This window comes from Janthinobacterium woesei, from assembly GCF_051380875.1.
Classification (GTDB): Bacteria; Pseudomonadota; Gammaproteobacteria; order Burkholderiales; family Burkholderiaceae_D; genus Janthinobacterium.
Genome location: NZ_JBNYXW010000007.1, coordinates 235,282 through 257,064 on the forward strand (window position 1 = coordinate 235,282; position 21,783 = coordinate 257,064).

22 protein-coding genes and 1 pseudogene are annotated in these 21,783 nt (G+C 61.0%); 11 read left to right on the top strand and 12 right to left on the bottom strand.

The genetic code is table 11. The features are described 5' to 3' along the window. Positions 1-42 precede the first annotated feature (42 nt). The 4 genes from ACQ4W6_RS10040 to ACQ4W6_RS10055 are packed head-to-tail and all read right to left on the bottom strand — an operon-like array spanning position 43 to position 4,649. A complete protein-coding gene (locus tag ACQ4W6_RS10040; RefSeq protein ID WP_436567041.1) occupies positions 43-2,091 on the bottom strand; it encodes a sodium:solute symporter family protein in 2,049 nt (682 codons plus the stop codon). Further along, positions 2,088-2,402, bottom strand: coding sequence for a DUF4212 domain-containing protein (locus ACQ4W6_RS10045; protein ID WP_436567042.1), 315 nt, complete (start codon positions 2,400-2,402; stop codon positions 2,088-2,090). The genes ACQ4W6_RS10040 and ACQ4W6_RS10045 overlap by 4 nt, the downstream gene beginning before the upstream one ends. Next, positions 2,395-3,933, bottom strand: a complete 1,539-nt coding sequence (locus tag ACQ4W6_RS10050; RefSeq protein ID WP_436567043.1) for a sensor histidine kinase — start codon at positions 3,931-3,933, stop codon at positions 2,395-2,397. Before ACQ4W6_RS10050 ends, ACQ4W6_RS10045 begins: the two co-directional genes overlap by 8 nt. After that, entirely contained in the window at positions 3,930-4,649 is a 720-nt protein-coding gene (locus ACQ4W6_RS10055; RefSeq protein ID WP_436567044.1) for a response regulator, read from the bottom strand. The genes ACQ4W6_RS10050 and ACQ4W6_RS10055 overlap by 4 nt, the downstream gene beginning before the upstream one ends. A 202-nt stretch (positions 4,650-4,851) precedes the next feature. Here ACQ4W6_RS10055 and recA point away from each other — a divergent pair, with 202 nt between their 5' ends. The 6 genes from recA (at position 4,852) to ACQ4W6_RS10085 (ending at position 10,495) form a co-directional block, all read left to right on the top strand. Beyond that, on the top strand, positions 4,852-5,967 hold the full coding sequence (recA, locus tag ACQ4W6_RS10060; RefSeq protein WP_436567045.1) for a recombinase RecA: 1,116 nt from the start codon (positions 4,852-4,854) through the stop codon (positions 5,965-5,967). Between the two features lie 159 nt (positions 5,968-6,126). Beyond that, the gene (gene recX / locus ACQ4W6_RS10065; RefSeq protein ID WP_436567098.1) at positions 6,127-6,582 is read left to right on the top strand and encodes a recombination regulator RecX; all 456 of its coding nucleotides are present in this window, start codon (positions 6,127-6,129) and stop codon (positions 6,580-6,582) included. A 528-nt stretch (positions 6,583-7,110) separates the two neighbouring features. After that, entirely contained in the window at positions 7,111-7,677 is a 567-nt protein-coding gene (locus tag ACQ4W6_RS10070; RefSeq protein ID WP_436567046.1) for a DUF2889 domain-containing protein, read from the top strand. A gap of 70 nt (positions 7,678-7,747) precedes the next feature. Then, positions 7,748-8,917: an ADP-forming succinate--CoA ligase subunit beta gene (sucC, locus tag ACQ4W6_RS10075; RefSeq protein ID WP_436567047.1), complete on the top strand. Its 1,170-nt coding sequence runs from the start codon at positions 7,748-7,750 to the stop codon at positions 8,915-8,917. A 13-nt stretch (positions 8,918-8,930) separates the two neighbouring features. After that, positions 8,931-9,812 (top strand): succinate--CoA ligase subunit alpha, encoded by an 882-nt coding sequence (gene sucD / locus ACQ4W6_RS10080; RefSeq protein ID WP_436567048.1) that lies wholly within the window; start codon positions 8,931-8,933, stop codon positions 9,810-9,812. A gap of 218 nt (positions 9,813-10,030) precedes the next feature. Then, on the top strand, positions 10,031-10,495 hold the full coding sequence (locus ACQ4W6_RS10085) for a pilin (RefSeq protein WP_436567049.1): 465 nt from the start codon (positions 10,031-10,033) through the stop codon (positions 10,493-10,495). Positions 10,496-10,516: 21 nt separating this feature from the next. Here ACQ4W6_RS10085 and ACQ4W6_RS10090 read toward each other — a convergent pair whose 3' ends face one another. Both ACQ4W6_RS10090 and ACQ4W6_RS10095 read right to left on the bottom strand, forming a co-directional pair. Further along, entirely contained in the window at positions 10,517-11,239 is a 723-nt protein-coding gene (locus ACQ4W6_RS10090) for a flagellar brake protein (protein ID WP_436567050.1), read from the bottom strand. Between the two features lie 183 nt (positions 11,240-11,422). Next, the gene (locus ACQ4W6_RS10095; protein ID WP_436567051.1) at positions 11,423-12,370 is read right to left on the bottom strand and encodes a LysR family transcriptional regulator; all 948 of its coding nucleotides are present in this window, start codon (positions 12,368-12,370) and stop codon (positions 11,423-11,425) included. A gap of 117 nt (positions 12,371-12,487) precedes the next feature. Here ACQ4W6_RS10095 and ACQ4W6_RS10100 point away from each other — a divergent pair, with 117 nt between their 5' ends. Next, positions 12,488-13,105, top strand: a complete 618-nt coding sequence (locus ACQ4W6_RS10100) for an FMN-dependent NADH-azoreductase (RefSeq protein WP_436567052.1) — start codon at positions 12,488-12,490, stop codon at positions 13,103-13,105. A 138-nt stretch (positions 13,106-13,243) separates the two neighbouring features. Here the strand turns inward: ACQ4W6_RS10100 and moaC are convergent, their stop codons facing one another. Beyond that, a complete protein-coding gene (moaC, locus tag ACQ4W6_RS10105) occupies positions 13,244-13,750 on the bottom strand; it encodes a cyclic pyranopterin monophosphate synthase MoaC (protein ID WP_436567053.1) in 507 nt (168 codons plus the stop codon). A gap of 265 nt (positions 13,751-14,015) precedes the next feature. Between moaC and ACQ4W6_RS10110 the strand changes: the two genes are divergently transcribed. Then, a complete protein-coding gene (locus ACQ4W6_RS10110; RefSeq protein ID WP_495542721.1) occupies positions 14,016-15,539 on the top strand; it encodes a M48 family metalloprotease in 1,524 nt (507 codons plus the stop codon). Between the two features lie 3 nt (positions 15,540-15,542). On the opposite strand, the gene ACQ4W6_RS10115 is transcribed toward ACQ4W6_RS10110, so the two are convergent. The 4 genes from ACQ4W6_RS10115 to ACQ4W6_RS10130 form a co-directional block, all read right to left on the bottom strand. Next, positions 15,543-16,133 carry a DUF2946 family protein gene (locus ACQ4W6_RS10115; protein ID WP_436567054.1) on the bottom strand — a complete coding sequence of 197 codons (591 nt, stop codon included), beginning with the start codon at positions 16,131-16,133 and terminating at the stop codon, positions 15,543-15,545. Then, a complete protein-coding gene (locus tag ACQ4W6_RS10120; RefSeq protein ID WP_436567055.1) occupies positions 16,126-17,151 on the bottom strand; it encodes a YheT family hydrolase in 1,026 nt (341 codons plus the stop codon). Before ACQ4W6_RS10120 ends, ACQ4W6_RS10115 begins: the two co-directional genes overlap by 8 nt. Continuing rightward, entirely contained in the window at positions 17,151-17,576 is a 426-nt protein-coding gene (locus ACQ4W6_RS10125; RefSeq protein WP_436567056.1) for a YybH family protein, read from the bottom strand. The genes ACQ4W6_RS10120 and ACQ4W6_RS10125 overlap by 1 nt, the downstream gene beginning before the upstream one ends. 77 nt (positions 17,577-17,653) lie before the next feature. After that, positions 17,654-17,848 (bottom strand): zinc-finger domain-containing protein, encoded by a 195-nt coding sequence (locus tag ACQ4W6_RS10130; RefSeq protein ID WP_436567057.1) that lies wholly within the window; start codon positions 17,846-17,848, stop codon positions 17,654-17,656. Positions 17,849-18,128: 280 nt separating this feature from the next. Between ACQ4W6_RS10130 and ACQ4W6_RS10135 the strand changes: the two genes are divergently transcribed. Together ACQ4W6_RS10135 and ACQ4W6_RS10140 are read left to right on the top strand one after the other, a co-directional pair. After that, positions 18,129-18,851, top strand: coding sequence for an AzlC family ABC transporter permease (locus tag ACQ4W6_RS10135; protein WP_436567100.1), 723 nt, complete (start codon positions 18,129-18,131; stop codon positions 18,849-18,851). Further along, positions 18,844-19,194: an AzlD domain-containing protein gene (locus tag ACQ4W6_RS10140; protein WP_436567101.1), complete on the top strand. Its 351-nt coding sequence runs from the start codon at positions 18,844-18,846 to the stop codon at positions 19,192-19,194. The genes ACQ4W6_RS10135 and ACQ4W6_RS10140 overlap by 8 nt, the downstream gene beginning before the upstream one ends. 90 nt (positions 19,195-19,284) lie before the next feature. On the opposite strand, the pseudogene ACQ4W6_RS10145 reads toward ACQ4W6_RS10140, so the two are convergent. Beyond that, positions 19,285-20,322 (bottom strand): annotated as a pseudogene (locus ACQ4W6_RS10145) (RNA-guided endonuclease InsQ/TnpB family protein); the annotation flags it as partial. Positions 20,323-20,531: 209 nt separating this feature from the next. Between ACQ4W6_RS10145 and ACQ4W6_RS10150 the strand changes: the two are divergent. After that, positions 20,532-21,743: a phosphoglycerate kinase gene (locus ACQ4W6_RS10150; RefSeq protein WP_436567058.1), complete on the top strand. Its 1,212-nt coding sequence runs from the start codon at positions 20,532-20,534 to the stop codon at positions 21,741-21,743. The last annotated feature ends 40 nt before the right edge of the window (positions 21,744-21,783 follow it).

A 21,783-nucleotide genomic window follows, 5' to 3' on the forward strand; every position in this document is an offset into this window, starting at 1 on the left:
TACGGAGGGTTTTAGCGAGTCCAGCTCAGTGTTTTCCTGTAATTATTCCGGTGCCCGGATATGTTCGACCAGCCCCGTGCTGCGGCGTCCCGGCGCCGGCGTCAGCCAGCTGACCAGCACGGCGGCGGCCAGGCCAGCCGGTACGCCAAAGATGCCGGCGGAAATCGGTGCGATGTGAAACCATTGTCCAGCGGCATTGCCGCCCAGCATGGTGCTCGTGTGCAGCATGTAATACAGGCACACGCCAAACCCTGCGACCATGCCGGCCAGCGCCCCCTGGTGGTTGGCGCGCTTCCAGAATACGCCCAGCACCAGAGGCGGGAACAGGGTTGAGGCGGCCAGCGAAAAGGCGATACCGACCAGTGACAGGATATCGGCCGGCTTTTGCGAGGCAGCATAGGCGGCGATGAAGGCCACGGCCAGCAGCAGCAATTTCGAAATCGTCACGCGCTTCTGCGTCGAGGCGGTGGGATCGACCACCTTGTAATAAATGTCGTGCGAGAGGGCATTCGAAATGGCCAGCAACAAGCCGTCCGCCGTCGACAGGGCGGCGGCCAGGCCACCGGCCGCCACCAGGCCGGAAATGACATACGGCAAGCCGGCGATCTCGGGCGTGGCCAGCACCAGCACGTCGGCATCGATGGAAATTTCCGCCAGCTGCACGATGCCGTCGCGGTTGACGTCGACGATGCTGATCAAGGGACTGAGCTTGTCTACATTGGCCCAGTACGACACCCAGGTGGGCAGGTTGGCGTATTGCGTACCTACCAGGGAGGAATAAATATCGTATTTGACCAGCACGGCCAGCGCGGGAATCGTGAGATAGATCAACAGGATGAAGAATAAGGTCCAGAACACGGAGACGCGCGTGTCGTGCACGGAAGGCGTGGTGTAGGATCGCATGAGGATGTGCGGCAGGGCTGCCGTGCCCAGCATCATGCAAAACACCAGCGCCAGGAAATTGTTGCGCTTGATGTCGGACTGTTCCCGGTCGGCTGCGGGAAAGGGCAGCGCATGGGGTGTGAGCGGTTCGGCGCGTTTCTGGTTGGTCGCCTGCGCCGTCTGCCACAGCACGCGCGCTTCATCGGGACTCTTCGGATAAGCGATCAGGGTGCGCTCCGCATTGCGGATGTCGAACAACGAGGCATTGCGCTGGCGTAAGTTGTCGAGCTGGCGCTGGGCCGCCAGGTGGCCCTGTTCCCACGAGCCGGGCAAGCCGTCGATGCGCGCCTGGTAGCTTTGCGCGCGCTGGCGGAAGATGGCGCGCACCTCGTTTTCCTTCGGGTCGGCCTCCAGCACATGTTCGCGCGCGCTCAGTTGCGGCAGCACCTTGCCATACGCGATCTGCGGCACGGGATTGTCCGCATGCTTGACGGACAGCCACATGGCTGGGATCAGGAAGGCGATCAGGATGATGATGTATTGCGCCACCTGCGTCCAGGTGATGGCGCGCATGCCGCCAAGAAAGGAGCAGACCAGGATGCTGGCCAGTCCCAGGAAGATGCCGACAGAAAAATCCACGCCCGTGAAGCGCGAAGCGATCAGGCCGACGGCATAGATTTGCGCCACCACGTAGGTAAACGAGACGATGATGGTGGCGGCCACGGCCACCACGCGCACGGCCGCGCCGCGCCCGTCGGCGCCGCTGCCGTAGCGGGCGGCGAGAAAATCGGGGATCGTGTACTGGCCGAACTTGCGCAGGTAGGGCGCGATCAGGAGCGCCACCAGGCAATAGCCGCCTGTCCAGCCCATGATGAAGGCCAGGCCATCGAAGCCGTTCAGGTACAGGCCGCCAGCGAGGCTGATGAAGCTGGCGGCCGAGATCCAGTCGGCAGCCGTGGCCATGCCGTTGAACATGGCCGGCACGCGCCGCCCCGCCACATAGTATTCGGTGACGTTCGAGGTACGGCTGATGACGCCGATGGTGGCGTACAGGCTGATGGTGGCAAACATGAACAAGTAGCCGATCCACGCGCGCGGCATGCCTTCCTGCTCCAGCACCGCCAGGGCCAGCAGGAAAGCGGCAAAGCCGGCCGTAAACAGCAGATAGTAGTGGCACAGCCGGGCAAAAAAGGTGCGCTGGGGGGTCATGTGTTGTCTCCGGCATGGAAGGCGCGGTCGAGGCGCCGCATGCGCCAGGCGTAAAACGCGATGATGGCCAGGTACACCAGCGAGGCGCCCTGCGCCGCCATATAAAAGGGCAATGGCCAGCCGAATAGGTTCAAATGCAGCAGTTCGCGCGCATAAAACACGGTCAGGAAGCCCGTCAGCAGCCAGATCACCAGCAGGATGGCCGTCAGGCGCCGCGTCTTGTGCCAGTGGGCATCGAGGCGCTGCTGCAATTCGGGGTTGGGCGTGCGCGCTGGGCGCGCCGGCGCCGGGGGAGGGCTCGGCTTATCCATACGTGATGTCATCCTCTTGCGGGGCGTCCGGCAGCAGCAAGGCTATGCTCAGGCGCAACAGCGTGCCGGGCAATTTTGGCGAGGTAGTGTGCGGATTATTAAAAATATCGACTTCCGCGCCATGCTGCTGAGCAATTTCGCGCACGATGGCCAGCCCCAGGCCGCTGCCGTCGGCATTGCTGCCAAGAATGCGGTAAAAGCGTTCGAACACGTGCGCCCGCTCCGCCTGCGGGATGCCGGGGCCCGTATCTTCCACTTCCAGGATGGCTAGCTCCAGGGTGCTGCGCACGCGCACCGTGACGCTGCCGCCGGACGGCGTGTAGCGCAAGGCATTGTCGATCAGGTTACTCAGCAGTTCACGCAACATGATGGCATTGCCGGAAATCATGGTCGAATAGGCGGCTTGCTCGAAGCCCAAGTCGATGTGCTGGGCAAACGAGGCTTGCACCCAGTCCTGCACCACGCCGCGTGCCAGCTCGTTGAGCTCGATAGGCTCAAAGGCTGTGCCCGCCTGTGGCTGGTTTTCCGCACGCGCCAGGGCCAGCAACTGGTTCACCAGGCGCGTGGCCGCCTCCGAGCTTTTCGCCAGTTGCAACAGCGAGCGGTGAATCTCGTCGTGGTCGGTCTGGCGCAAGGCCAGTTCGGACTGCATGCGCATGCCCGCCAGCGGCGTCTTCATCTGGTGCGCCGCATCGGCGATGAAGCGCTTTTGCATGTCGATCGACAGCGACAGGCGCGACAGCATCTCGTTCAGCGAGCCCACCAGTGGTGTGATTTCCTCGGGTACCTGGCCCGAGTCGATGGGTGAGAGATCGTCAGGCGGCCGGGCGCGTATGCGTTCCTGCAATTGCGCCAGCGGCGACAGGCCACGCGCCAGGGCAAACCAGACCAGGGCCAGGATCACGGGCAAGATGATGAACTGCGGCAAAATCACGCCCTTGATGATTTCATTGGCCAATTGCGCGCGCTTTTCCAGGGTTTCGGCCACTTGCACCAGCGCGCGGCGCGCTTCGTCGTCGTTGCCGGAAGGGATGTCGAGATAGGTAAAGGCCACGCGCACGGGCGTGCCGTGGATGGTGTCGTTGCGGAACAGCACCGTGCCGCTGCTGTATTTGTCGGGGTCCTGCGGTGGCGGCAAGTCGCGGTCACCTTCCAGATATTCGCCGCGCGCGCCCACCACCAGGTAATACAGGGTGTCGACATCGTCGCCGCGCAGGAAGTCGCGGCGCTTGTTGTTGGCAGCTTTTTCCGCCACGCGGCGCAGCATCTCGCCGTCGGCCTGTTTGACCTGCTGCGCCAGCACGGTGACGCTGTCTTCCAGCGCATGGTCGAACGGCTGATTGGCAATGCCTTTTGCCACCAGGTAGGTGATGGCAATGCTCATCGGCCACAGCAGCAGCAAGGGCGCCAGCATCCAGTCGAGGATTTCGCCAAACAGCGAGTGCTGGATGGTGTCATCCTGCTCCGTGGTGGGCGGCTCGAACCAGTCGTCGTCGACGCTGTCGTCAGGCGGCGCCTCGCGCACCTTCACTTGCTGGTGGGAGCAGTGGGATCGGCTGCTTCGGCGTGCAGGCGCGCTTCCGAATATTTTTCCAGGCAGTAACCGAGGCCGCGTACGGTGGCGATGCGCACGCCGCCCACTTCGATTTTCTTGCGCAGGCGGTGCACATACACTTCGATGGCATTGTTCGACACTTCCTCGCCCCATTCGCACAGGTGGTCGACCAGTTGCTCTTTTGAAACGAGGCGGCCGATGCGGCCCAGCAGGATTTCCAGCAGGCCCAGTTCGCGCGCCGACAGGTCGAGCATCTGGTCGTTGATGTAGGCGCTGCGGCCCACCTGGTCATAGCTGAGCGGGCCGTGCTTGATGACGGTAGCGCCGCCGCCCGCGCCGCGCCGCGTCAGGGCGCGCACTCTTGCCTCCAGTTCCGACAGGGCGAACGGCTTGGCCATATAATCATCGGCGCCCAGGTCGAGGCCATTGACGCGTTGTTCGATGGAGTCGGCCGCCGTCAGTATCAGCACCGGCAGCAGGGAGGCGCGCGCGCGCAGGCGGCGCAGCACTTCCAGCCCGGACATCTTCGGCAAGCCCAGGTCGAGGATCAGCAAGTCGAATTCCTGGGTGGACAGGGCCGTATCGGCTTCTTGCCCGGTCTTGACGTAATCGATGGCATAACCGGATTGGCGCAGTGAGCGGGTCAGGCCATCGGCCAGTACGCTGTCATCTTCGGCAAGTAAAATACGCATGGTGGGAATTCCTGTGCTCGCGGCAATAGAAGCTTGTATTGTGTTTCATTTTCCGCAAGGTGGCGAGTTTTTGTGCAAAACAAGGTTTGTATTGATCTGTTTCAAAACAAATCCACGTTCCGCTTGCATTGATCACTGTTTTTTTATACAGTAGTGTCTGTAACGAATTTAACCCCGCGCTAATTTCAGGCTGAAAGAACATATGGACGATAAAAAAGCTGTAGTACCCGCATCGGAAAAAGCCAAGGCGCTCGCCGCCGCACTGGCGCAGATCGAGAAGCAGTTTGGCAAAGGTTCGGTCATGCGCATGGATGCCAGCGCCGTGATCGAAGAAGTGCAAGTCGTGTCGACCGGTTCGCTCGGCCTGGATATCGCGCTGGGCGTCGGCGGCTTGCCGCGCGGCCGCGTGGTGGAAATCTACGGTCCTGAATCGTCGGGTAAAACCACCTTGACCCTGCAAACCATTGCTGAAATGCAAAAATTGGGCGGTACGTGCGCCTTTATCGATGCCGAGCACGCGCTCGACGTCGGCTACGCGCAAAAGCTGGGCGTGAACCTGCATGAATTGCTGATCTCGCAACCGGATACGGGCGAACAGGCGCTGGAAATCTGCGACGCCCTCGTGCGTTCGGGCAGCGTCGACCTGGTCGTCATCGACTCCGTGGCCGCGCTCACGCCCCGCGCCGAGATCGAAGGCGACATGGGTGATTCCCTGCCAGGCCTGCAAGCGCGTTTGATGTCGCAAGCCCTGCGCAAGCTGACCGGCTCCATCAACCGCACGAATACCCTGGTCATCTTCATCAACCAGATCCGCATGAAGATCGGCGTGATGTTCGGTAGCCCTGAAACGACCACGGGTGGTAATGCGCTGAAATTCTACGCTTCCGTGCGCCTGGATATCCGCCGCACCGGCTCGATCAAATCGGGCGACGAAGTGATCGGTAACGAAACCAAGGTCAAGGTCGTCAAGAACAAGATCGCGCCGCCATTCAAGGAAGCGCATTTCGACATCCTGTACGGCGCCGGCACCTCGCGCGAAGGCGAAATCCTGGACCTGGGTTCGGATGCCAAGATCGTGGAGAAATCCGGTTCGTGGTACAGCTACAACGGCGAACGCATCGGCCAGGGCAAGGACAATGCCCGCGCCTTCCTGCAAGAGCGTCCGGCGCTGGCCCGCGAGATCGAAAACAAGGTTCGCGTCTCGCTGGGCGTGCGCGAACTGCCGCCGCTGGCTGCTGAAAAGCCAGACAAGGTGGATAATAAGGCCGACAAGGCTGACAAAGCCGCCAAGGCTGTGGAAGCGAAAGCAGCCGAGTAAGCTGTGCCAGGGCCAGCTGCGGCTGGCCGCCAGCGGAAGGCTGCGCTAGCTGGCCGGTAACGTCCTACAATTGATTGCCGCCTCGCGCCTGTGCGCCAGGCGGCAATTGTGTTTTTGACGGTGTGTGTTTTGTTGAAGTGATGACGATAGGGTGGAATGATGGCAGCGGTACAGTTGAGCCTGAAGGGCAGGGCGCTACGTTTTTTGTCGATGCGCGAACATAGCCGCATGGAATTGCGGCGCAAGCTGCAACGGCATGCGCAGGAAGGCGACGACGTGGAAGCCTTGCTCGACAGCCTGGAGCAGGCCAACTGGCTGTCGCAGGAACGTTTTTCCGAAGCGCTGATCCACCGCCGTTCGGCCCGCTTCGGCAACAGCCGCATCATGGCCGAGCTGCAAAGCCATGGCATCGGCAGCGAAGCGCTGAAGGAGCTCAAGGCGGGTCTGGCCGAAGGAGAAACGGAGCGTGCCTGTGAAGTGTGGCGCCGCAAGTTTGGCCAGGTGGCGCAGGATGCCGAGCAACGCAACAAGCAGATGCGTTTCTTGATGCAGCGTGGCTTTTCCCAGCGTGCCGTGCAGGTCGCCTTGAAAGGTTTGGAGCTTGACGAGGATTAGCCTGGCCGACGCGGCCCCGTTTGCCGCGCCTCGCGCTTATTTTCCCCCTGCCAGCTTGCTGGCTCAGGATGCACTGTGTTCCTTCTGCAACAGTCCCTGCCATGCCCCTGCCTTGCCGGCAAGGCGGCCTCGCCGCATAGCATTATCTTCTTTGTAATGTCATTTCCCGTGCCATCGCCTGGTTAAGCAGGGAACGTATTGTTGCGCTGTGCGTGGCCAGGCGTGGCAGCGCTACCGTGTTCCGTGGCAGACGTGAAAATTTGACGCGGCAGGTGGCAACAGCTGCACATATCAGTCATCAATTATCGTGATAACGGCGTAAATTTACATGCGTTTTCCGTATACTTTGAAATGCTTTTGCCAAAGCAATGAAAAATTATGTTGCGGCGCAACCTGCGTCCAATGTGCTACACTTTTAGGGTTTTTGCGGCGCCGCAGGTGCGGTTGCTGTTCGTAGAAGCTGCGAACAGCGTGCTTTATGCACATGGCTGCTTACTAAATTTTGGCCGCGCAAGCGGCATCGGTCTTATGCCCCTGTCAACTCCCGTATCCCGGCGCGCCTTACGGCACTCCCGCGTTATCGACGTCCAAGCGTATGTGCGCGAGGACGGCCTGTGGGATATTGACGCCCGTATTACCGATATCAAAAGCTACGACGCGATGCTGGCCTCCGGCCCCCGTCCCGCCGGTACCCCTCTGCATGACCTCCATTTACGCATTACCGTCGATCGCGAGCTGACCATCGTCGAGGCTGAAGCTGCCTCCGATTCCGTACCGTATCCCGGTTTTTGTAATACCATCGGTCCCGCCTACAAGCTGCTCATCGGCTTGAACCTGTTGAAAAATTTCCGTAGGGAATTGAAACAGCGCCTGGGCGGTATCGATGGCTGTACCCATTTGACTGAACTGGCCCAAGTCTTGCCGACCGCCACCGTCCAGGCGTTCGCCGGCGATGTGTGGTCGACGCGCGACGGCGCAAACGCCGACGTCTCGCAAGATAAGCCGTTCCAACTCGACAAATGCCACGCCTTGCGTACCGACGGTGCGGCAGTTGCACAGTATTACCCGCGCTGGGTAGCCAAAGCGCCAGCCTAGCGGTGGTTTTCGCTGTTTTTTTGCACCACTAACCGTATTTTTACACATCAGTATCAGAAGGGAAGCCAGCATGAAAATCCATGAGTATCAAGCCAAAGAAATCCTCCGGCAGTACGGAGTGACGGTACCACGCGGCATTCCGTGCATGTCCGTCGACGAAGCCGTCAAGGCTGCGGAAACCCTGGGTGGCCCGGTGTGGGTCGTCAAGGCACAGATCCACGCAGGTGGTCGCGGCAAGGGCGGCGGCGTGAAAGTGGCGAAATCGATTGAACAGGTTAAGCAATACGCCGACCAGATCATGGGCATGCAGCTGATCACGCATCAGACCAGCGCCGAAGGCCAGAAAGTCAACCGCCTGCTGGTGGAAGAAGGCGCCGACATCAAGCAAGAACTGTACGTGTCGCTGGTCACCGACCGCGTCACCCAGAAAATCGTCCTGATGGCATCGTCCGAAGGCGGCATGGACATCGAAGAAGTGGCAGAAAGCCATCCTGAAAAAATCCACCACGTCACCATCGATCCGAGCACCGGCCTGACCGATGCCGACGCCGATGCCATCGCCGCCAAGATCGGCGTGCCTGCCGGTTCGATCGCCGACGCCCGCGTCAACCTGCAAGGCCTGTACAAAGCGTACTGGGAAACCGATTGCTCGCTGGCCGAAATCAACCCGCTGATCGTCACCGGCAGCGGCAAGATCATCGCCCTGGACGCCAAGTTCAACTTTGACCCGAACGCGCTGTTCCGTCATCCAGAGATCGTCGCCCTGCGCGACCTGGACGAAGAAGATCCAGCTGAAGTCGAAGCGTCGAAATTCGACCTGGCCTACATCTCGCTCGATGGCAACATCGGCTGCCTGGTGAACGGCGCCGGCCTGGCCATGGCCACCATGGACACCATCAAGCTGTTCGGCGGCGAGCCTGCCAACTTCCTGGACGTCGGCGGCGGCGCCACGGCTGAGAAAGTGACCGAAGCCTTCAAGATTATGTTGAAAAACCCAGGCCTGAAAGCCATCCTGGTCAACATTTTCGGCGGCATCATGCGTTGCGACGTCATCGCCGAAGGCGTCATCGCCGCGGTGAAAGCCGTTTCGCTGAACGTACCGCTGGTGGTGCGCATGAAGGGCACCAACGAAGACCTGGGCAAAAAGATGCTGGCCGATTCCGGTCTGCCTATCATCGCAGCCGACACCATGGAAGATGCAGCCAAGAGCGTCGTTGCCGCTGCTGCCGGTCAAGCTTAATTAAGGAATCAACATGTCCATTCTGATCAATAAAGATACCAAAGTCGTTACCCAAGGGATTACCGGCAAGACCGGCCAATTCCACACCCGCGGTTGCCGCGACTACGCGAACGGCAAAGCTGCCTTCGTCGCAGGCGTGAACCCAAAGAAAGCCGGCGAAGACTTCGAAGGCATTCCTATTTTCGCTAGCGTTGCAGAAGCGAAAAAAGAAACCGGCGCCAACGTGTCGGTGATCTATGTGCCGCCAGCAGGCGCGGCCGCTGCGATCTGGGAAGCTGTCGAAGCTGAACTGGATCTGGCCATTTGCATCACCGAAGGCATTCCAGTACGTGACATGATGGCCTTGAAAGACCGCATGGCGAAATCGGGCAGCAAAACGCTGCTGCTGGGCCCTAACTGCCCAGGTCTGATCACCCCGGACGAAATCAAGATCGGCATCATGCCAGGCCATATCCACAAGCGCGGCCGTATCGGCGTAGTATCGCGTTCGGGCACCTTGACCTATGAAGCAGTGGGTCAATTGACCGCACTGGGCCTGGGCCAATCGTCGGCAGTCGGCATCGGCGGCGACCCGATCAACGGTCTGAAGCACATCGACATCATGAAGATGTTCAATGATGATCCAGATACCGACGCGGTCATCATGATCGGCGAAATCGGTGGTCCAGACGAAGCCAACGCGGCTTATTGGATCAAAGACAACATGAAAAAACCGGTCGTTGGCTTCATCGCTGGCGTGACCGCTCCTCCAGGCAAGCGCATGGGCCACGCCGGCGCGCTGATCTCGGGCGGCGCTGATACGGCACAAGCCAAGCTGGAAATCATGGAAGCTTGCGGCATCACCGTGACCAAAAACCCGTCGGAAATGGCGCGTCTGCTGAAAGCCATGCTGTAATTCCAGCCGGGTATTGATGCAGCACAAAAAAAGGAGCTTCGGCTCCTTTTTTTATGCGCCGGCCACTGCGCGTAACGGGGCAGGAGCCGACAAGACGCGTCCCTTGCGAGCGAATCGCGTCGCTTTTCTTGCCTCCCGGCTCCTGCTTGCCCGTGTGCTGCGCTGGCATGGCGCTTGCACCGTGCATGGCGTGACCAACTGCACCACGGGAGGATGCGATGCGCGGACAAAGCGGATTTACCCTGATAGAACTGATGATCGTGGTGGCCATCGCCGGCATCCTGGCGGCCGTGGCCATTCCCCAGTACGGCGACTACACCATGCGGGCCAAGATCAGCAACGTGCTGGCCGCTGCGGCGCCTTTGAAGACGGCCGTGGCCCTGTGCGTACAGGAAAATGGCGGCGAAGCTATCGCCTGCAGCACGCCAGTCGACAGCGCTCCCGGCCCCATCCCGGCCTTTACGCCTACGCGCGAAGTGGCCAGCGCCAAGGTTACTACCGGGGATATAGAACTGACACTGGCCGGTGACTTGGGCGCAGACGTGGCTGGCAAGATCGTGAAAATGACCTTGCAGCCGGGCACCAGCAGCCTGAACTGGTCAAATAGCACTACCGTCACGAATGCTGCGGCGATTGAGGCCATCCTGAAGAATAATCCGCCCAAGCCGGCGGCCACCCTCTGAGCGCCCATTGCCGCGCCGGTATCAGACGATCTTTTGCCGGTCCGCGATCAGCGCTTCATAGGTGAGGTTTTGCAGCATGGTGTAATGGGTCGGCTCCAGGTCGATGAATTGCACGCCATAGGTGTGGATTTCTGCCACTTCTGCGGCATGGCCATGCGAGGGCTTGCCCACGCTGACATTCTGGATGCGCGCACGCGTATTGAGGCGCATCTGGTGCTTGTGCGGTTGCACCAGCAGGGTGAAGCTGAGCGCCACGCCCTCCTCGTCGGGCGTGAGCATGCAGGGCGACTCGATCAGTGCGCCGGAAACGCTGAGGTTGACGATGAACACGGGCACGGCGGCCACGTCGAGGTAGCTCAGCTGTGCTGGAATCTCGACTTTCACCCGCATGGCCGTGCGCAGGCTGGTGCCCTGGATGGCGTCGGGAAAGCTCAGGTGGACATAATTGAGGGGACGGCCAAAAATGCGCAGCACGCTGCATGAAAACGAACACACGGTGACGCCGGAAAATACGCGGATGGTCAGCTTGTCACCCTCGTTGAGCATAATGGCGCTGCCATTTTCCAGGGGAATCTTGACGATGAGGTACTCGTCCTTCACATAGCCGATCAAGGCCGAGAAGTGCTGCACGGGTTTGATGCTGCGGTGCGTGATGAACTGGATGCGCCCACCCACCTGCAGATTCATCGCCTCGAATTCGAAGTCCTGGAGCGTGGTTTCCATGGCGGGCTTGGTACTTGTCATGCGATGCTCATCTTAATGTTGTCGAAGCGCAGTATGCATGATTTCTTGACGAAAAAGCATTTGCATCAAGAAAATTGGTATTGGCATCGAAAAATTCTGTGCGGCAGCGTCGGCACGCGTCTTACGCTTTACAGCCATCATCGTGTGGTGCCTGGCCAGCGCCGTATCCCGGTAAGGATTGTTTCAAGATCGCAGGCGTCGCCTGAGGTCATCCAGCAACCATCGCCCAGCATACCCGAGCGTGCGGCTACGCTGATGCGCCGCATAAATCGTCAGCCCCTCTCGGGGCGTTGGATCGTGCTCGATATGAAGTGCAACCAGGCTCCCCGTCGCAATCAATCCGGACACCAGGTGGTCGGGCATGCGGCACCATCCGAAACCACCGAGCAAGAAGTCCAGGCGCCGGCCGAGATCAACGAAGCGCCAAAGTCTTGCACTCGCAAGCCCAAAGTTTTCGCTGCCGGGATTGACAGGGTCTGACAGTACGAGCTGGACATAAGGTTCCAGATCGGTCTGCGTCGCCGGACGTCCGAGCGAAGCAAGTGGATGCCCTGACGCCACGACAGCCTGCATGCCGACACGCAGCAGCGGATAGGCAGCAATGTCGTCTGGAATAGAAGGAAGCAGCAGGCAGATCCCGATGGCGGCCGGGTCACTTCTCAGGCGTCTCAATGAACCGCCCAGACCTTCTGTCGAAAAGCGCACTGGCAGATTCGGAAACGTCAGGCTCAGTGCGGACAGGCTTTCAATGAATGGCGCGGTAGGCACCAGAGGATCGATCGCAATGACAAGCTCGGGTTCCAGGCCCGAGCGCGCTCCCATTGCCACTCCCTCGAAGCGGGCAGCGCTCGCCAAGACCAATCGCGCCTGCTCGACTAGAACCCGTCCAGTCTCGGTCAAGCTCGGGCGATGGCCGCTGCGGTCAAACAGCAACACGCCTTGCACGTCCTCAAGCGTCCCCACAGTCTGGCTGATGGCCGATTGCACGCGACCAAGTTTTCGACCGGCGGCAGAAAAGCTTCCCGTATCTGCGATCGTCACCAGAACACGTAACTGATCGAGCGTCAGACTTCCAATCAAAGTGTCTTCTCCATGGCTTGCTCCATCACAAATACCGATGGAATTTATCATATTTTAATCACTGCCGTAAATGAATTCCCGGCGATATATTGTAGGCATGCATCCAGTCTGATCGGCAAGCTTGCTTCAGGCTTTTCCCTCGGTGTTATTTTTTTAAGGAATATTGTCATGACCAAGCTTTTAGTAATCGAGGCCAGCCCTCGCGGTAAACACTCCGTGTCGCGCAACATGACGCGTCGCTTCGTGCAGGACTGGCTTGCCGCCCACGCAGATGGCGAAATCACCAGGCGCGACCTCATGGATGCCGGACTTCAGTTTGTGAACGCTGCCTGGTTGCAGGCTTACTTCACGCCTCCGGAACAGCATTCTCCCGAGATGGCGAACGTGTTGCGGCTCTCCGACGAACTCGTCGCGGAATTGCTCGCCGTCGATCACATTGTCATTGCAACGCCGGTCTACAACTACAATGTGCCAGCCGTGCTCAAGGCATGGATCGACCATGTCGTTCGCAAGGGATTGACGCTGGGCTTCGATGGGCGCGGACTTGTGACTGGCAAGAAAGCAACCGTATTGATCGCATCGGGCGGTATCTATACCGAAGGATCGCCCATTCAGGAGCGCGACATCGCAACCCAATATCTGCGCCTCATACTCGGCGTGATCGGGATCAGCGATGTGACATTCGTTGCCGGCGGTGGGGCCAAGGCGGTTGATTTAGGTGAGGAAACCATGGAACGCTTTGTGGAAAAGCTCGGCGCGGATATTGAATTGGCCGCGAGCGTTTAACAAACGACGAGGCCGCCAGCCTTTGCTGGAGAATCGGTCATGCTCAGCAAGCGCGCGCAACTGGTGCTCTGGCCCTGGTTGCCAAGAATACGCGCGGCCTTTGAGGGAGTGTTTGTGTCAGTCTTAAAAAACAAGAGCTTACAACGCCGCCGTCCAATCCCCCGACTTGCCGCCATGCTTTTCCAGCACGCGCACATTCGTCATGACCATGCCCCGGTCGACGGCCTTGCACATGTCGTAGATGGTCAATAAACCGATTTGCACGGACGTTAGCGCTTCCATTTCCACGCCGGTCTTGCCGGTGGTGTCGACTTGGGCACGGCAGTGGACGCTGTTGGCGGTCTCGTCGATTTCAAAGTCCACCGTCACGCGCGTGAGCGCCAGCGGGTGGCACAGGGGGATCAGGTCGCTGGTGCGCTTGGCGCCCATGATGGCGGCGATGCGGGCGATGCCCAGCACGTCGCCCTTCTTGGCGTTGCCCGAGATAATCAGGGCCAGGGTGGCGCTCTGCATGCGGATGGTGCCGGCGGCCACGGCGCTGCGGCGCGTGTCTTCCTTGCTGCCCACGTCGACCATATGGGCTTGGCCCGTGGCATCGAAATGGGTCAGTTCTCCGGCGGGGGCTTGCTGGTCTGCTGTTGTCATGGCATCAAAATAGGTCAGAATTAAGGGTGCGGCACACTTGCTCATCCACTTATGCAACAAGCATATCGCGTGCCTGTTGCGTGGCGATGGGCACCGCGAACAAGGTATGATAGCACCCGTGAATTCAAAAACTATCCTTCGGGCAGCACTCGAAAACGCCAGCGCGGCCTTGCCGTTTTTGCGCCCGTCACGACGCGTGCCGGCACTGGCGGCGCTATGGCTGGCCGCGCCGTTTGCGCTGGCGCAAACTTACACCTCCGCAGCGGTGCCAGCCGCCAATGCCCCGGCCAAGCCGGCCAGCAGCTGGACGCAGCTGGCCGTGCCGCCGGCGCCAAACCTGCCGAACCTGGGCGATACGTCGCGCGAAGACCTGTCACCGGCGATGGAGCGCAAGATCGGCGAGGAAATCATGCGCGGCATTCGCGGCGACCGCGATTATCTCGATGACGCGCCCCTGCTGGAATACCTGAATACCTTCGGCAACGCTCTCGTGGCGGCGCGGCCCAGCGTGCGCGGCGAAACGAATTACGATTATTTCTTCTTTGCCGTGCGCGATCCGCAATTGAACGCGTTCGCCTTGCCCGGCGGCTTCATCGGCGTGCACTCGGCCTTGCTGCTGGCGGCGCAAACGGAGGCCGAACTGGCTTCCGTGCTGTCGCACGAGATCGGCCACGTGGCGCAGCGCCATATTGCGCGCATGCTGGGCCAGCAGCGCCAGGATGCCCTGATGCCGCTGGCAGCCATGCTGCTGGCGGCGCTGGCCTCGCGCGCGGGCGGCGATGTGGCCATGGGCGTGTTTGCCGCCGGGCAAGGCCTGGCCATCCAGCGCCAGCTCAATTTCGGCCGCGACGCCGAGCGCGAGGCGGACCGCATCGGCTTCCAGATCATGGGCGAAGCGGGTTTCGATACCACCGGCATGGTGGCCTTCTTTGGCCGCATGCAGGCGGCCAGCCGTTCGTACAGCGATTTGATGCCCGCGTATCTGCAAACCCATCCGTTGACCACCGAGCGCATCGCCGACATTGCCGCGCGTATCCGCGAGCAGCCCTACAAGCAGCGTCCGGACAGCCTGAATTTTCACTTGGCGCGGGCGCGCGCCCGCGTGCTGCAGGATGAAAGCGTGCAAGGTTTGCTCAATGCCAGGGCGCTCTTCAAGACGCAGCTGGAGCAGCAAAGCCGCTTCCAGGTGACGGCAGCCCATTACGGCCTGGCGTTCGTGGCCATCAAGCAGGGCAAGCCGTTGGATGCGCAGGCAGAACTCGACGCAGCCAATGCCGCGCTGCACCAGCCGATTGGCGCGAACGTGTTTAGCTCGGATGGCACGCAGGGCCCCAATTCGCTGCTGGCGGCGATGAGCCTGGAAGTGCTGTTGATGCCGGCGCAAAAAGCCGAAGTGGCGCAGGAAGCCCTGAAGGCGGCGGAGGCGGCGCGGCAACAGTTTCCCTTGTCGCGTGGTATTGCCCGCCAGTATGCGCAAGCGCTGATGGCGGCCGGCAAGCTGGAGCAGGCCACCCTGTACCTGCGCGATCAGGTGCAGTTGTACAAGGAAGAGCCGGAACTGTATGACTTGCTGGCGAAAGCCTATGCGGACCAGGGCAAGATGACCTTGCAGCACATGGCCCTGGCCGAATCTTATGTGTTGCAGGGCGCTACCATGGCCGCGCTGGACCAGCTGACGATTGCCCGCAAGTCGACTGACGCTACCTTTTATGAGCAGGCCGTGATCGATGCGCGCGAGCGCGAATTGCAGGAAAAGCGCCGCGAACAGCTGAAGGATCAGAAAAGCTAGTGCTTACTCGGCTTGCGGCGTCCGCTGAAAACCGAAGGTCTGCGGCACGCTAGCATGGGCCAGCGGCTGCACGGTGTATTCCTTGCCGCCATGCAGCAAGGTCAAGTTGCCAACGCCCGCTTCCAGCCAGGCCAGCAAGGCCTCGTCGCTCGCCGCCTGGCCATCGAGGCGCAGCGCGGCCAGCACCTGCGCCATGTCGCGGTCGTCCACCTGCGCCACGATGTGCTTGTTGCGCAAAATCAGGGCGCCGTTGTCGCACAAATACGCTTGCTCGATTTGCTCCAGCGGCACGCCCGTTTGCAAGACAAAACCGTGCTGCGGATCGCTGCGGGCGATATACGGCGTCGCTTCCAGGTTCAGGTAGACGCGCTGCGGACCGTTCTGGAAAAACCAGCAACCCCGTTCGTCCTGCGCGTAATTGCGGTTGATAAAGCCCAACAAGGCCACGTGGGCGATCTTGTCGCCCGGCAGTTGCTGTTGCTGCGCCTGCTGGTCGCGCATGCGCCAGTTGCCGCGCGCGTCCAGGCCCAGCCAGCCGTAGCAATGGGGTACGTTCGGCCATTTGGCCAGGGCCTGCTTGACGAGATCATCCATGTAAGGCGTTTTCTGTTGAAGTGCGCAAGCCGCCAGCGTGACAGCTTTGCGCGGAAGACGGCGCCGCGCTGCCATCTTCAAAAAAGGATATCAGCCGCTGCGGCAGCCATTCTATGCTTCCAGGCAATTTTCCGCCGGCAAAGCCGACATGGCCGCCGTGGCGAGGATAGTCGAGCTCGACCTTTGGCGCGGCGCTGCGCGGCAGGAAGCGCCCGGGCAGGAAAGGGTCGTTCCGGGCATTCAGCACCAGGGTCGGTACGGTGATGTCGTGCAAGACATGCTTGGCGCTGGCGCGGTGCCAGTAATCGTCGGCGTCGCGATAGCCGTGCAGCGGCGCCGTGACGACATTGTCAAAGGCGTGCAGGTCGCGCGCGGCCAGCATGGCCTCGCGCGCAAACAGGCCGGGAAACTGCTCCAGCTTGGCCAGGCATTTCGGTTTCAGGGTGTTCAGGAACATGCGCGTGTAGAGCCGGTTGGCGCCCGAGGACAGGGCCTTGCCGCCTTGTGCCAGGTCCAGCGGCGCCGACACGGCAGCGGCGGCATCGACAAAGTCCGCCTGGTGCTGCGACTGGCCCAGCCAGCACAGCAGGGCGTTGCCGCCCAGCGAGACGCCGGCCGCGTAAAACTTGCCGGTGGCGCGCGGGCGCAGGCGGCGCAGCACCCAGTCCACTTCCTGCGCATCGCCTGAATGGTAGAAGCGTGGCGCCAGGTTAGGCTCGCCCGAGCAGCCGCGAAAGTGCGGCACGGCGCCGGACCAGCCGCGCGCGGCCACCTCGCTCATCAAGGCGCGTGCGTAATGGCTGTTGGACGAGCCTTCCAGGCCGTGGAACAGCACCACGAAGGGCTGGCCGGGCTGGCCATCGACCAGGTCGACGTCGACGAAGTCGCCATCGGGCGCTTGCCAGCGCTCGCGGCGGAAGGCGACGGCCGGCTTGCTGATGCACAGGGCCGGATAAATCGTCTGCAAATGGCCGCCAGGCAACCAGAATGGAGCGCTGTAAGGAGGAGGAAAAGACATCAGTGCAGGATCTGCGTCCCCGGATTGTCCGCCGGCGCGCCACCAGGGGCGATGGAGGCGTGGTGCAGCACGATGCGCCAGCCGCGCGGGCTTTTCACATACACATTCGTGGCCAGCAGATGTGCCGGTCCGTCGTCGCCGGCAGTGATGCCTTCGATGACCGTGTGCACCGAACTCATCAGATTGTGCGTTTCATGCAGTTGCACCGGGACGATATGCAGGCCGCTACCGGCCAAAATGGTTTCCCACGAGGAACGGATGGCGGCATGGCCGATCAGGCGCGCGCCGCCCGGGTGGATGCAGACGATCTCTTCATCATCGGCCCACAGCGCCATCAGCGCTTCGAGGTCGGCGCGGTGCAGCGCATCGTAGAACGCCGCTTCGACTTCCGCGGCGCTGCCATTGAGTTCCTTCAGACGTTTCATGACGACTCCGGGCTGGATACGTACAAGTAAATGGCTGCAAATGAAAACGGCGCGCTGGTGGCGCGCCGCTGGGCAGTTTAATGGTGGCCGGCGCTGGCGCCTTCCTTCAGGGTGTAGGCCGTGCCGCAGTACGGGCACTTGGCGATGCCGTTTTTGTCAAATTCCAGATACACACGCGGATGCGACGACCACAGCGGCATGGCCGGGTTAGGGCAGTGGGCTGGCAAGTCTTTACTGTCGAGTTCGACCGCTGGCTGGGTGGTATTTGTCATCTTGTCATGCTCCGTGAGGCTGTATGGATGGAAGTCGGCTGCTGCCAAAAGCACGATTTTAACGGATTCAGGCAGACAGCAAAAATCATGGCTAAAATGGCGCCTTTATATTCTTTGGCTGCAGCGCGGGTTTTTGCGCAAACACGGCAGCTGCGGCACCACACTGACTGGCCTGCCTTGCCGGTATCACCGTTGCGTTTCGTATCAATATGAGTCTTGCGTGCATCATTGTTGTGCAGTTACCACAGTCCGCTTGCCGGAGCGCCGCTTGAGCGCCGTCATGGCCGCCAAGGAGGATGGCGTCTTGAAAGACGCCTGGCGTGCCGGCCTGAAACTGGGCGCACCCAGCCTGTTGGGCATTGCCGCCTGGGGCATGGTGGTGGGCGTGGCCATGGTGAAAGGCGGCTTGACGGTAGCGCAGGCGGGGGCCATGACCCTGTTGGTCTTTGCCGGCTCGGCCCAGCTCGCTTCCTTGCCCTTGCTGGCCGCACAGGCGCCCGTGTGGGTTATTTTCGCCACGGCGCTGGTGGTCAATTTGCGATTTGTCATCTTTTCCGTGCTGCTAGCCCCCCATTTCGCCCATTTGCCGTGGCGCCAGCGCTTTGCGCTCGGCTATGTCGCTGGCGATATCACGGTAGGCCTGTTCCTGCAGCGCTACACGGACGAGACGCCGGACCCGGCCAAGCTGCCCTTCCTGAAGGGCCTGATCTATCCCAACTGGCTGGCCTGGCAAACCGGTTCCCTCGCCGGCATCATGCTGGGCGCCGTCGTGCCGGCCGAATGGGGGCTGGGCTTCGCGGGCACGCTGGCGATACTCTGCGTCACCGTGCCCCTGATCCTCAGCCGCGCCGCCCTGTGCGGCGTACTGGTGGCGGGCACGGTGGCCGTGCTGGCGTTCAGCCTGCCCTATAAGCTGGGTTTGCTGGTGGCCGTGGTGGTGGGCATGGCCAGCGCCATGGCCGTGGAAGAATTGACAGAAAAATGGACAAAACGCCATGTTTGACGCGATTGACTGGGGCCGGACCGACATATGGATTGCCATCGCCGTGCTGGCGGTGGCCACGGCCGCCACGCGCAGCACCTTCTGGCTGATCGGCCATCACATCAGCATTCCGCGCCGGGTGGGCGAGATGCTGCGCTATGCGCCAGCGTGCGCGCTGGCGGCCATCATCGCGCCTGACATGCTGATGGAGGGGCAGCAGGTGCACCTGGAATTGTCTAACTTGAAACTCTTGTCCGGCATTGCCGCGACCATCTTTTTCCTGATTCGCCGCAATATGCTGCAAACCATCGTCTTTGGCATGCTGGTTTTTACGGGATTGCGACTGTTGCATGTTTTTCATTGACATACTCCCCCACCTCAGCCTTGCGGCTGCCGCTTCGGCGGAAAGGAAGGGGATTCCTCCTGCGAGACGCGCATGTCCGCGCGCGAGAATGATATTTGCCGAGTTGACGTCGCGGTCATGCACTGCACCGCAGTTCGAGCAGCTCCATTCTCTTATTCCAAGACCTTGCAGCCCTCTCGGGCCGCTGCGTGCGTCGCAGGCAGAACAGGTTTGGGTTGAATAAGCTTCGTTGACTTCCTCGAACCACACGCCAGCGTCATCGCTTTTGTAATGCAGCATGGTTCGGAACATCGACCAACTGGCGTCGAGCACGGATTTTGCCATCCGTGTCTTGGCCAGGCCGCTTGCGTTCACGTCGCCAACGAAGATAGCCCCGTGCTCGGCGACGAGTCGGGTGCTGAGTTTGTGCAGGAAGTCCTTCCTGCGGTTGCCGATTTTGGCGTGTATCGCCCGTGCGCGGTCCGTCTTGCCTGCGCGCTGGGCCAGCGCGAGCGCCGGTTCAAGGTCCCGGTAGAACTGCTGGGCGGCAATCTTGACGCCGCCGGAGGTGGCCGCGAAGTCTTTCAGGCCCAGGTCGATGCCGACGGCGGCGCGGCCCGTGGAGCGCGGCGCCTTCTGGGTCTTGACCGTGATATTGATGTACCAGCATCCGCGCGCGTCCTCGCTGAGGTTGCCGGCGCCGAGCTGGTAGGCCGACAGGCCGTAGCTGTCCCATAGGCACAGTGGCGTGCCCAGTCCGGACAGCAGCAATTGCCCGTTACGGTAGCGCAGCGCAGAGGCCTTGAAGGGAATCCAGCCCAGGCTGCGCCGGCTGCCGCGCGAAACGCGCCAGCGCAGCTTGACCTTCTTGAACTGGCGGCGCCGCGTAACGAGTTCTTTCGAAATCGCCTGGACCGTGGTCGAGTGCAGGTTCAGCCCTTCCTTGGTCGCGCCGGCGGTGTACGTGTCGATGTCGTATTCACTCAGGAACCGGCGCTCGCGCTGCCAGACCTTGAAAGACAGGTCGTTGGCGTAGTTCCAAACGAAGTTGACGTCCCGTGCCATCGCCGACAGCGCCGCGGCGTGCTTGTCCTTGAGGCGAAGCCTCAGGACGCGCGTCGAGTGCGTAAGCGATTTTTTAAAGGGCATAGACGTTTGACTTGCGCGATATCTGATTGGTTCAGGGCCGCACGAAAACTTAATCAGAGCAAGGCGGCCTTTCGGCCGCCGCGCTATCCATCCCCGACCGGAAGGACGGGGCTTTTCGCGCAATTCGGGTAAAGCAGGACAAATCGGCGATTTGGTCTGGTCATTGCGGTAAAATAGCGCACTTCCTTCCACTCGTCATCTGGATCGCCATGTCAGCTGTTCTCAAGTTCATCCGTCTGCAAGATTTGATCGCCCAAAATGCACTGCAAGGCAAGCGCGTGTTTATCCGCGCCGACCTGAACGTCCCGCAAGATGACACTGGCAAGATCACCGAAGACACGCGCATCCGCGCTTCGGTGCCGGCCATCCGCGCTGCCCTCGACGCAGGCGCTGCCGTCATGGTGACGTCGCACCTGGGCCGTCCGACGGAAGGCGAATTCAAGCCGGCCGACAGCCTGGCGCCCGTGGCCGCGCGTTTGTCGGAGCTGCTGGGTCAAGAAGTTGCATTAAAGCAAAATTGGCTCGATGGCGCTGGCCTGGAAAACCTGGCCGCCGGACAAGTGGTCTTGCTGGAAAACGTGCGCGTCAACAAGGGCGAAAAGAAAAACAGCGATGAACTGGCGCAAAAAATGGCCGCATTGTGTGATATCTACGTCAATGATGCGTTCGGCACGGCGCACCGCGCCGAAGCGTCCACGCACGGCATCGCCAAGTTCGCGCCTGTCGCCTGCGCCGGCCCGCTGCTGGCCGCCGAACTTGATGCACTGGGGAAGGCTTTGCACGCCCCGGCCCGTCCGCTGCTGGCCATTGTTGCTGGATCGAAAGTATCGAGCAAGCTGACCATCCTGAAAGCCCTGTCCGACAAGGTCGATAATCTGATCGTCGGCGGTGGCATCGCCAACACCTTCATGAAGGCTGTTGGCTTGAATATCGGCAAATCGCTGGTGGAAGCGGAACTGGTCGAGGAAGCCCGTGCCATCATCGAGATCATGGCCAAGCGCGGCGCGCAAGTGCCGATTCCCGTCGATGTCGTGTGCGCCAAGGAATTCTCGCCGACGGCTGTGGCCACCGTCAAGGACGTGGCCGATGTGGCTGACGATGACATGATTCTCGATATCGGCCCGAAAACGGCCGCCATGCTGGCTGAGCAAATTGCCGCCGCCGGCACCATCGTCTGGAACGGCCCCGTCGGCGTGTTCGAGTTCGACCAGTTCGGCAACGGCACCAGGACGCTGGCGCTGGCCATTGCTGAATCGAAAGCTTTCTCCATCGCGGGCGGTGGCGACACCCTGGCGGCGATTGCAAAATACGACATTACCGATAAAATCAGCTATATCTCGACCGGTGGCGGCGCTTTCCTGGAGTTCCTGGAAGGCAAAACCCTGCCAGCAGTAGAGATCCTGATGCAACGCGCCGCTTAAAGCGCGGCACGCAGCAGTTCAGTACCAAGCGCAGCCTGAT

What these genes read in the sequence shown, in the direction of transcription:
- recA (WP_436567045.1), top strand. Translation starts at nt 4,852, where the DNA reads ATGGACGATAAAAAAGCTGTAGTACCCGCATCGGAAAAAGCCAAGGCG.
- ACQ4W6_RS10120 (WP_436567055.1), bottom strand. Translation starts at nt 17,151, where the DNA reads ATGTCTTTTCCTCCTCCTTACAGCGCTCCATTCTGGTTGCCTGGCGGC.
- ACQ4W6_RS10125 (WP_436567056.1), bottom strand. Translation starts at nt 17,576, where the DNA reads ATGAAACGTCTGAAGGAACTCAATGGCAGCGCCGCGGAAGTCGAAGCG.
- ACQ4W6_RS10135 (WP_436567100.1), top strand. Translation starts at nt 18,129, where the DNA reads ATGGCCGCCAAGGAGGATGGCGTCTTGAAAGACGCCTGGCGTGCCGGC.
- ACQ4W6_RS10100 (WP_436567052.1), top strand. Translation starts at nt 12,488, where the DNA reads ATGACCAAGCTTTTAGTAATCGAGGCCAGCCCTCGCGGTAAACACTCC.
- ACQ4W6_RS10150 (WP_436567058.1), top strand. Translation starts at nt 20,532, where the DNA reads ATGTCAGCTGTTCTCAAGTTCATCCGTCTGCAAGATTTGATCGCCCAA.
- ACQ4W6_RS10090 (WP_436567050.1), bottom strand. Translation starts at nt 11,239, where the DNA reads ATGACAAGTACCAAGCCCGCCATGGAAACCACGCTCCAGGACTTCGAA.
- ACQ4W6_RS10070 (WP_436567046.1), top strand. Translation starts at nt 7,111, where the DNA reads ATGCCCCTGTCAACTCCCGTATCCCGGCGCGCCTTACGGCACTCCCGC.
- ACQ4W6_RS10115 (WP_436567054.1), bottom strand. Translation starts at nt 16,133, where the DNA reads ATGGATGATCTCGTCAAGCAGGCCCTGGCCAAATGGCCGAACGTACCC.
- sucD (WP_436567048.1), top strand. Translation starts at nt 8,931, where the DNA reads ATGTCCATTCTGATCAATAAAGATACCAAAGTCGTTACCCAAGGGATT.
- ACQ4W6_RS10095 (WP_436567051.1), bottom strand. Translation starts at nt 12,370, where the DNA reads ATGATAAATTCCATCGGTATTTGTGATGGAGCAAGCCATGGAGAAGAC.
- ACQ4W6_RS10130 (WP_436567057.1), bottom strand. Translation starts at nt 17,848, where the DNA reads ATGACAAATACCACCCAGCCAGCGGTCGAACTCGACAGTAAAGACTTG.
- ACQ4W6_RS10045 (WP_436567042.1), bottom strand. Translation starts at nt 2,402, where the DNA reads ATGGATAAGCCGAGCCCTCCCCCGGCGCCGGCGCGCCCAGCGCGCACG.
- ACQ4W6_RS10055 (WP_436567044.1), bottom strand. Translation starts at nt 4,649, where the DNA reads ATGCGTATTTTACTTGCCGAAGATGACAGCGTACTGGCCGATGGCCTG.
- ACQ4W6_RS10040 (WP_436567041.1), bottom strand. Translation starts at nt 2,091, where the DNA reads ATGACCCCCCAGCGCACCTTTTTTGCCCGGCTGTGCCACTACTATCTG.
- recX (WP_436567098.1), top strand. Translation starts at nt 6,127, where the DNA reads ATGGCAGCGGTACAGTTGAGCCTGAAGGGCAGGGCGCTACGTTTTTTG.
- sucC (WP_436567047.1), top strand. Translation starts at nt 7,748, where the DNA reads ATGAAAATCCATGAGTATCAAGCCAAAGAAATCCTCCGGCAGTACGGA.
- ACQ4W6_RS10140 (WP_436567101.1), top strand. Translation starts at nt 18,844, where the DNA reads ATGTTTGACGCGATTGACTGGGGCCGGACCGACATATGGATTGCCATC.
- moaC (WP_436567053.1), bottom strand. Translation starts at nt 13,750, where the DNA reads ATGACAACAGCAGACCAGCAAGCCCCCGCCGGAGAACTGACCCATTTC.
- ACQ4W6_RS10085 (WP_436567049.1), top strand. Translation starts at nt 10,031, where the DNA reads ATGCGCGGACAAAGCGGATTTACCCTGATAGAACTGATGATCGTGGTG.